The 8,754-nt window shown below is 75.2% G+C and carries 5 protein-coding genes; 2 read left to right on the forward strand and 3 right to left on the reverse strand.

What is annotated here, in order from left to right; genetic code table 11:
* Positions 1-11 precede the first annotated feature (11 nt).
* Positions 12-2,798: an ATP-binding protein gene (locus ACFV8H_RS36560; protein WP_380408440.1), complete on the reverse strand. Its 2,787-nt coding sequence runs from the start codon at positions 2,796-2,798 to the stop codon at positions 12-14.
* 235 nt (positions 2,799-3,033) lie between these two features.
* On the opposite strand from ACFV8H_RS36560, the gene ACFV8H_RS36565 reads away from it, so the two are divergent.
* Positions 3,034-4,410 (forward strand): hypothetical protein, encoded by a 1,377-nt coding sequence (locus ACFV8H_RS36565; RefSeq protein WP_380408442.1) that lies wholly within the window; start codon positions 3,034-3,036, stop codon positions 4,408-4,410.
* Between the two features lie 66 nt (positions 4,411-4,476).
* On the opposite strand, the gene ACFV8H_RS36570 is transcribed toward ACFV8H_RS36565, so the two are convergent.
* Positions 4,477-6,213, reverse strand: a complete 1,737-nt coding sequence (locus tag ACFV8H_RS36570) for an amidase (RefSeq protein WP_380408444.1) — start codon at positions 6,211-6,213, stop codon at positions 4,477-4,479.
* A gap of 121 nt (positions 6,214-6,334) precedes the next feature.
* Positions 6,335-7,867: an APC family permease gene (locus ACFV8H_RS36575; protein ID WP_380408446.1), complete on the reverse strand. Its 1,533-nt coding sequence runs from the start codon at positions 7,865-7,867 to the stop codon at positions 6,335-6,337.
* A 95-nt stretch (positions 7,868-7,962) separates the two neighbouring features.
* Between ACFV8H_RS36575 and ACFV8H_RS36580 the strand changes: the two genes are divergently transcribed.
* Positions 7,963-8,592, forward strand: coding sequence for a TetR/AcrR family transcriptional regulator (locus tag ACFV8H_RS36580; RefSeq protein ID WP_380408448.1), 630 nt, complete (start codon positions 7,963-7,965; stop codon positions 8,590-8,592).
* The last annotated feature ends 162 nt before the right edge of the window (positions 8,593-8,754 follow it).

Genomic DNA, 8,754 nt, shown 5'->3' on the forward strand with positions numbered 1-8,754 from the left:
CCCCGTCCCGGCTAGGAATCCTCGTACAGTCGGACGGTCTCCTCGCGGGCGAGGGTCGCCAGGTAGGACTTCCGGGGTTCGTCGGCCTCCCAGAAGCCGGAGATGGCGAGTTCGTGGAGCGCCAGCGCCTCCTCGTACCGTCCGGCGTGCCGGAGGTCGAGGGCGGCCTCGGCGAGGACGGCGGCCTCGGCGCCCCGGTCGCCGAGCGTCCGGGCGAGTTCCAGTGTCACGTCACGGACGCTGAGGGCCCGTTCGGTCAGCCCGCCCGCGCGCAGGGTCTCGGCGAGGGCGGTGGCCGAGCCGATCTCCTGCCGGGTGTCGCCCAGTTCGTGGAAGGCCAGTGCGGCGCGGCTGAACGCCTCGCCGGCCTCCTCCAGCCGGCCGAGTTCCCGGAGGGCCAGCCCGGTGTTGTGGTCGGCGCCGGCCTCGGAGTGGCGGTCGCCGAGTTCCCGGAAGGTGGTGGCGCTGCGGGCCAGGACGGTGAGGGCCTCCTCGGGCCGGTGCGTGTGGGGCAGGGTGGCGCCCAGGAGGAGCAGGGCCACGGCCTCGCCGTGGCGGTCGTCGACGGCGGCGGCCGCGGCGGCCGACTGCTCGAGGGCCTCGGCGGCCTCGGGGAGGCGCCCGGCCTCGTGCAGGGCGCCGCCGAGTGTGCGCAGGTCGCTGGACTCGCCTGCCCGGTCGCCGAGTTCGTGCCGGAGGGCGACGGCCCGGCGCAGGTGGTCGACGGCTTCGTCGGCCTCGCCGCTCTCCCAGAGCGCCTGGCCGAGGTTGTGCAGGGCGTCGGCCTCGGCGCGGGGGGCCTCCCGGCCGTGGTTGGCGGCCACGGCCTGCCGGAGGGTCCGGACGGCCTCGTCGCACCGGTCGACTGCGAGGAGGGCGGCACCGAGGTTGTTCAGCGAGTCGGCCTCGCCGTAGCGGTCGGCGAGTTCGTGGTGGAGTTCGGCCGCGCGGCGGTGCTCCTCGACGGCCTCCGCGGCGCGGTCCAGGGACTGCAGGGCGGCGCCGAGGTTGTCGCGGACCACGGCCTCGTCGCGTCGTTCCCCGACGGCCTGGAGGAGGCGGACGGCCCGGCGGTGGATGTCGACGGCCTCCTCGGGGCGGCCCAGCCGGTCGAGAGCGAGGCCGAGGAGGCTGAGCGAGGCGGCCTCGAAGCGGTCGTCGCCGAGTGCCCGGTGCTCGGCGGCGGCCTGGCGGTGGGCGGCGGCGCACTCCTCGTACCGGCCCAGTTCGCGCAGGGCCGTGCCCTGCATGTTCAGGGTTCTCGCCGCGGCGACGGGGTCGCCGGAGGCGACGCCGACCGGGCGGGCCGCCTCGGCGACGAGCAGCATGTGGTCGAAGTGCCGCCGCTGGTGGAGGAAGCGGGAGAGCAGCAGGGTGAGCGCCACCGCGGTCCCGGGTGCGTCGGGCGCCGCGGTGAGGACGGTGGCGAGGAGGTTGCGGTGCTCGGCGTCGAGCCAGGCCAGCGCGTCGGTCCGGCGCGGGAAGCGGCCCGGGTGTTCGCGCGGCGGTACCTCGAAGTGCTGGTCCGCCTCGCGCGCCCCGGTGACGTAGTGGTCGAAGAGCCTCGTCCGGGCGGCTCCGCGCCGGTCGGCGTCGGCGCGGGACCGGCCGCGTTCGACGGCGTACAGCCGGACCAGGTCGTGCAGTCGCCAGCGTCCCCAGATCCGGCCGGCCTCGATCAGGTGGGCACGGGCGAGGTCCTGGAGCAGGAGTTCGGTCCGGATCCGGCTCTGCTCGGTGAGGTGGGTGGCGGCCTCGGTGGACAGGTCCGGGCCCGGGTTGAGGGATAACAGCCTGAACGTGCGGGCGTGTTCGTCGCCGAGCCGGTCGTACGAGAGGTTGAACGCCGCGCGGACGGCCCGGTCCCGGCGGCCCAGGACGTCCAGGCGGTCGTCGGTGGACTCCAGGTCCTCGCGCACCGAGGAGAGCGGGCGGCCGGGGAAGTCGGCGAGCAGCGCGGCGACGATCCGCAAGGCCAGCGGCAGACCGGCGCACAGCTCCGCGACCGCAGCGGCGTCGGCGGGGGAGTCGGTGACCCGGGCGTCGTCGGTGCCGCGCGCGGTGCGGATCGCCCGGTCGAGCAGGGCCACCGAGGCGGCCGGGTCGAGGGGTTCGACCTGGTGGCGGCGGGCGTCGAGGTCGAGGGCGTCGCGCGAGGTGACCAGGACGGCGGTGCGGCCGTCGGCGGGGAGCAGCGGCTCGACCTGCCCGGCGCCGGAGGCGTTGTCGAGGACGACGAGGATCCGCCGCCCCTGCTCGGCGAAGGCGGTCAGCACGCTGCGGTACAGGCGTGCGCGGTCCTGGAGGGCGGGCGGGATGTGGACCTCGGGCAGGCCCAGGGCCCGGAGGAACCCGTCCAGGGCGAGCTCGGGCGGCACCCTGCGTTCGGGGTCGTAGCCGAACAGGTCGACGAACAGCACCCCGCCGGGGAACCAGCCGGGGTCGGCCAGGGCCCGGGTCGCGGCCTGGAGGACCAGCGCGGTCTTGCCGACCCCGCCGAGCCCCACCACCGCGGTGACGGCGGTGGCGGGGCCCGGGTCCGCTCCGGGGGCCGGAGCCGGAGCCGGAGCCGGGGTCAGGGTCAGGGTCGGGGTCGGGGTCGGGACCGTCGGAGGGGCCAGGCCCGCCAGCAGCCGCGCGAGGTCGTCCTCCCGGCCGGTGAACGCGGCCGGGGCGGCGGGCAGCCCGAACAGCGCCGGGGTGACCGTCGGGGGCAGGGTCACGTTGACCGTGCCGCCCTGGATCACCGCGCTGAAGAAGATCCCGCCGCTGATCTCGTTCCTGACCCGAGGTTCCACCCGGCCACCCCTCCGTGCCCTGGTCCGTCCGAGGATGCCGACACCCTACGGGGGCGTCGGCCCGGACGGGGGCAAACCGTCGATCTCCTGGGCTTCTTGATGATCCATCAGTTCATTCGGAGTCTCGGGGTGTTCGGAGATTGAATCGCCGGACGTGTCCGGAGCACGGCAACCGGGCAGGGGGCCGGTGGCGTCCCCGAAGGGGCGGGGGTGGAGCGGGAGTTGGGAGGGGACGATGGGACGGCAGGAGTTGGGGCCGGAGCTGGCCGCGCTGGTGCGGGCGGCGTTCGCGGAGTCGGGGTGGGAGGTCACCCTGCACGGGGACGTCGCCCGGGACGTCCACGGGCGTGACTACGGGCTCGGCGGGCTGCTCGAACTGGTGGGGCGGCGGGCGGACGTCCCGCTGCCGGAGCTGGTCCGGGCCCACGTCCGGGAGCTGGTCGCCGCCGTGCGGGGCCCGGGGGCGGGCGGTGGTCCGCCGGAGGAGGTGACCGCCCGGCTCTATCCGCTGCTGCTGGACGCGGCGTCGCTGTCCGAGTCCGCGCGGCACCCGCACGCGCTCGAAGTCGCCCCGGGGGTACTGGAGTTCCTCGCCCTGGAGTCGCCCGTCGGCTGGCAGGTGCTGACCTCGGAGGCCGTCACCGAACTGGGCGTGGTGCCGCGGTTGCGGGAGGCCGCGCGGGCGCGGCTCGCCCGGCTGCCCGTCGAGCGGCACGAGGTGCTGCCGACCGGGCAGGGCGGAGCCCTCCACGTCGTCACCGGGAACTCGGCGCTGACGGGGAGCCGGGTCCTCGCCCTGGACGCCGTCCACCGCGAGGTCACGGGCCGGGAACTGCCGCCGGACGGTGCGGTGGTGGCCTTCCCCACGCCGTTCCGGCTGCTGTTCGCGCCGTTCGACCTCCAGGTGCCGGGCGTGCTGGAGGTGCTGATCGAGACGGCCGCCCGGGAGTACGACGCGTCGGGCGCGCCGCTGTCCGTGCACACCTACTGGTGGCGCGACGGGAAGCTGACCCCGCTCACCGGCGTGGCCGAGGGCGGGCTGCTGGAGCTCGTGCACGCGGACGAGGTGATCGCCGCCGTCACCCGGCTGGCCGGAGGCGAGGCGGATCTGCCCGCGTCGCGCCCGCACCACTACCGCTTCGCGCACCGGCTGCTGCCCTCGCTGACCCACCTGGGGTCGGTGCCGGGGGAGCGGATCGACGCCGAACTGCTGCGGCTGTGGGAGGAGTACGGCGCGACCCTGCCCGCGGAGCAGCGGGTGGCGCCGGAGGGCCTCCAGGGCGGGTTCGTCCAGGTCGGGCAGCACCGGATGCTCCTGGTCGGGCTCCCGAGGCCGCGGGCGGCGACCGAGGCCTTCGCGGTGGTGCTGGCCTGGCCGGGCGACGGCTCGGCGCAGCGGTTCTTCACCCTGGAGTACGGAATCGACCCGATCACGGGTGAGCGCGGGGCGGTGCTGGGCGAGTGGGAGGGGGAGGGCCGCCACCGGCTGCACCGGACCGGCATGACCCCTCAGGCCCGGCCCTTCCTGCACGCCGTCACGACGCTCCTCGACCCGCCCCCGTCCCCGTCCCCGCCGCCGGCGAAGCGGCGCGGGCTGTTCCGGCGCCGCTGAGCGAGGGCGCTGAAAGCCGGGCGGCCCGGCCGGGAGTGGTGCTCCCGACCGGGCTGCCCCGGTCCGTCAGTTGGCGGGGAGCCTCGGGGTGCGCGAGGGCTCCGTGCGGCGCTGCCCGGTCGCCTCGAAGGCGGCGGCGAGCCGCAGGAGCGCGGTGTCGTCGTAGGCGCGGCCCGCGAAGGTGAGCCCCACCGGCATGCCGATGTCGGCCATGGTGCCCATCGGCACGGTGACGGTCGGAATGCCGAGGTGGCGCGGCACGAGGTTGCCGTTGGCGACCCAGACGCCGTTGCGCCAGCCGAGGTCGGCGGAGGCCTCGGCCACGTCCATGTCGGCCGGGCCGACGTCGGCGACGGCGGGGAAGACCACGGCGTCCAGGCCGAGTTCGTCCATCCAGACCTCCAGGTCGACCCGGCGGGTCTCCTCCAGGCCGCGCAGGCCCGCCTCCAGCAGCGGGATGTCGGTGAGGGAGGCGTACGGGCGCTCGCGCACGAAGCGCGGGTAGTCGCCGACGGTGTCGTCGAAACCGGCGTAGCGGTCGGGGAGTTCGCCCTCGTGCTTGGGGAAGATGCGGCTGCCGTCGACCTCGGTCAGGGTGGCGAGCGCCGGGTCCCCGTTGGCGCGCAGGAAGTCGTCCCAGGACCAGGCGGACAGGTCCTCGATCTCGACGGTGAGGTAGTCCCGGCCGACCAGGCCGCGGGTGAACAGCGAGGGCGCGCCGGGGCGGTCGGCCTCGTAGTTGGTCACCACCGGGAAGTCGACCTCGACGACCTCGGCGCCGGCCGCCTCCAGGTCACGGCGGGCGGCCTGCCAGAGGGCGATGACCGAGGCGCGGGTGTCGATCCGCTGCCCGGTCTGGCCGCCGATGCCGCCCTCGGGGTTGGTGCCGGCCTCGGGGTCGGCGTTGATGTACATCCGGGGCACGCCGACGCGCCGGCCGGCGAGGGTCGTGCCGGCCGCCGCCGCGTCGGCGGGGGCCAGCGCGGGGTAGGAGTCGGGGCGGACCTCGGAGGCCGCGGGAAGCTGGATCCAGGGCTGGGAGCGCCACAGGTCGCCGCGGGTCTCCGCGTCGTCGGCGACGACGACGTCGAGCAGTTCGAGCAGGTCGGCCATGGTGCGGGTGTGCGGGACCACGACGTCCATGGTCGGCACCAGCGGCCAGTTGCCGCGCACCGAGATCACGCCGCGGCTGGGGGTGTAGGCGCACAGGGCGTTGTACGAGGCGGGCGCCCGGCCCGAGGACCAGGTCTCCTCGCCGAGGCCGAAGGCGCCGAACGAGGCCGCCGTGGCGGTGCCCGAGCCGTTCGAGGAGCCGGAGCCGTACGCGCTGGTCAGCCAGTCGGCGCTGTACGGGCTCTCGGCCCGGCCGTAGACGCCGCGCTGCATCCCGCCGTTCGCCATCGGCGGCATGTTGGTCAGGCCGATGAGCACGGCGCCGGCGGCGCGCAGCCGCTCGATCGCGAAGGCGTCGCGCTGGGCGACGAGGTGCTCGAAGGCCGGCGAACCGGCGGCGGCGGTCAGGCCCTTGGCGAGGTAGCTGTCCTTGGCGGTGTACGGGATGCCGTCGAGCGGGCCGAGGGTGCGGCCCTGGGCGCGGCGGGCGTCGGAGGCCTCGGCCTCGGCGCGGGCCTCCGGGTTCATCACGACGAGCGCGTTGAGCGCGGTGCCGGTGCCGGGCCGGTCGTAGGCCTCGATCCGGGCGAGGTAGGCGTCGAGCAGGCCGACCGAGGTGGTCTCGCCCTTCTCCAGCGCGGCGCGCAGGTCGGCGATGCCCGTCTCGACGACGTCGAAGGGGTGGGTCATGCGGGTTCCTCCAGGGGTGTTCGGTCTTGCGTCGGAAGCGGAAGGTCGGAAGCGGAGAGTCGGAAGCGGAGAGTCGGAAGTGGAAGGTCGGGGCGCCGTGCCGGTGGAGCGGGTGGGTCGACTACACGACGGCGGGGGCGAGTTCGTCGCTGTGCGAGCGGTCCTGGCCCGGGTCGGGCATCCGGCGGTCGGGGCGGCGCGCGAGCAGGTAGCCGAGGCCGGCGAGGGTGACGGTGCCGACGCCGAGCGGTGCCGCCCAGATCTGGTACCACGGCGCTCCGGCCGGTGCGAGGATGGCGCGCGGCCAGCAGATGTTGACCACCTCGAAGCCGGTCCACAGCACCGCGAGGACGTTGAGCGGGGTGCCGAGGCGACCGTAGCCGACGGCCCCGGCGGGCTTCCAGGTGCCGCGCAGGCGGGCGGTCAGGGCGACCACGGTGAGCAGGAAGAACGGCACGAAGGTGGCGGCGCTGCCGAAGGTGATCAGGCTGCCGATGGCCGAGGTGCTCAGGCCCAGGGGCAGGGCGGCGGCGCTGACCACCGTGGCGGCGACCAGGCCGCCGATCGGCGCCTTGTGCCGGTTGACCTTGCGGACCTGCCGGGAGAACGGGAAGACGTCGTCGCGGGCGAGCGAGTAGAGGCCGCGGGCGGCGCCGCCCTGGGAGGCCATCAGGCAGGCCGTGAAGCTGATCAGGACGACGAGGACGAAGGGCTTGTCGGCCCAGCCGCCGAAGGCGTGGGTGACGGCGGTGGTGACGGGGTCGAGGTCCTTGACGGCGACGACGTCGGCGGGGTCCGGGTGGGCGAGCTCGACCGAGACGGCGTTGAGGACGACGACGAGCCCGACGCTGAGCAGCGACCACCACATCGCCCGGGGCACCTGCCGGGCGGCGTCCTTGGTCTCCTCGGCGGTGGACACACAGGCGTCGAAGCCGATGAAGGCCCAGCCGGCGACGGCCACGGCGGCGAGCAGGGCGCCGGTGTCGCTGATGCCCAACCCCTTCGGGGCGTCGAGGAAGTCGGTGAGCAGGGAGAAGCCGTGCTGCCGGAAGACCAGCAGCAGGGTGAGGCCGACCAGCACGGAGGCGATCGCCTCGGCGGCGATGCCCAGGCTGACGAACCGGCGCAGCAGGTTGATGCCGTAGGCGTTGACCAGGGCGCAGCCGAGCATGAAGCCGACCGCGACGAGGACCTGCTCGGTGGGGGTCGGGACGGTGCCGAAGAGCGCGAAGAGCCAGGGCGAGGCGAGGTAGGCGACGGTGGTGTTGCCGAACATCACGGCGAACTGCCACAGCCAGCCGCTCAGCCAGGCGACCGCCGGTCTGGACAGGCGTCTGCTCCATTGGTAGGCGCCGCCGGCCAGCGGCCACTGCGAGGCGAGCTCGGCGTAGACGGCCACGACCAGGCACTGCCCGAGCAGGCACAGCGGCAGGGCCCAGACCCAGGCGCCGCCCGCGACGCTCATGCCGACCTGCACGGCGGCGTACAGCCCGACGACCGGGGAGACGACGGCGAAGCCCATGGAGATGTTGCCGAGCACGGTCAGGCTGCGCCGCAGCTCCTGCTGGTAGCCGAGCGCGGCCAGCCGGTCGGAGTCGGTGGCGGCAGCGGTCTCGGCGGCGTCGGTGGCGACGGTGGGGGTGTTCTCGGCCACTGGCTGCGCCCTCTCGATAAAACTAACTTTGTTAGCAACTGCTGTCGGTCTGGCACGATAGCCCCCGGACACGGAGAGCGGAAGAGGGGATTTCGGTGGGCCGACCGAGCAGGGCACTGCTGACCCGCGAGGGGATCGCGCGCGCCGCGCTCCAGGTGGTGGACGAGAAGGGCCCCGACGGGCTGACCATGCGGGCGCTCGCGGAGCGGCTCGGGGTCAAGGCGGCGTCGCTCTACAACCACGTGCCGAGCAAGGACGCGCTGGTCGACGCCGTCTCGGGGCTGGTCAACGACGAGATCGACCACGGGCCGCTGGGCGACCCCGACTGGCGGTCCGGCCTCGCGGCGTACGCGCGCGGCTACCGCGCGGTCTTCCGGCGGCACCCGAACGCCCTCGCCCTGCTGGCCCGCCGGCGGGTGGAGGCCGACAGCGCGCTGACCGGCTACGACGCGCTGCTCGCCCTGCTCGGCCGGGCGGGCCTCGAACCCGCCGACGCCGCCGAGGTCGCCGCGGCGGTGGACTACCTGGTGCTCGGCTCCGCGATGGAGACCTTCGCCGCGGGCTTCACCCGGGAACCGGCCGCGTACCGGCCGCAGTACCCGGCGCTCGCGGACGCCCTGGACGGCTCCCTGGCCCGGGGCGGCGGCGCGACGGAGCTCGACGACCGCGGGTTCGAGGTGGGCCTGGGCCTGCTGCTGGACGGGATCGGGCGCCGGACCTCCTGAGGTATGTCGCTCCGCAGCGAAGCGGCGGCCCTCCACCCCGGGTGAGGGGTGGAGGGCCGCCGGTCGCGGGGGGGGGGGGGCGCCCCCCCCCCGCGGGGGGGGGGGCGCGCGCCCGCGGGGGTTTAACAAAGAGAGGCAGCCGCGGAGGTAAGGGGTGGGGGT

The sequence above is a fragment of the Kitasatospora sp. NPDC059827 genome (assembly GCF_042731675.1).
Classification (GTDB): domain Bacteria; phylum Actinomycetota; class Actinomycetes; order Streptomycetales; family Streptomycetaceae; genus Kitasatospora.

Coding starts and splice junctions, on each gene's coding strand:
- ACFV8H_RS36570 (WP_380408444.1), bottom strand. CDS start 6,213: ATGACCCACCCCTTCGACGTCGTCGAGACGGGCATCGCCGACCTGCGC.
- ACFV8H_RS36565 (WP_380408442.1), top strand. CDS start 3,034: ATGGGACGGCAGGAGTTGGGGCCGGAGCTGGCCGCGCTGGTGCGGGCG.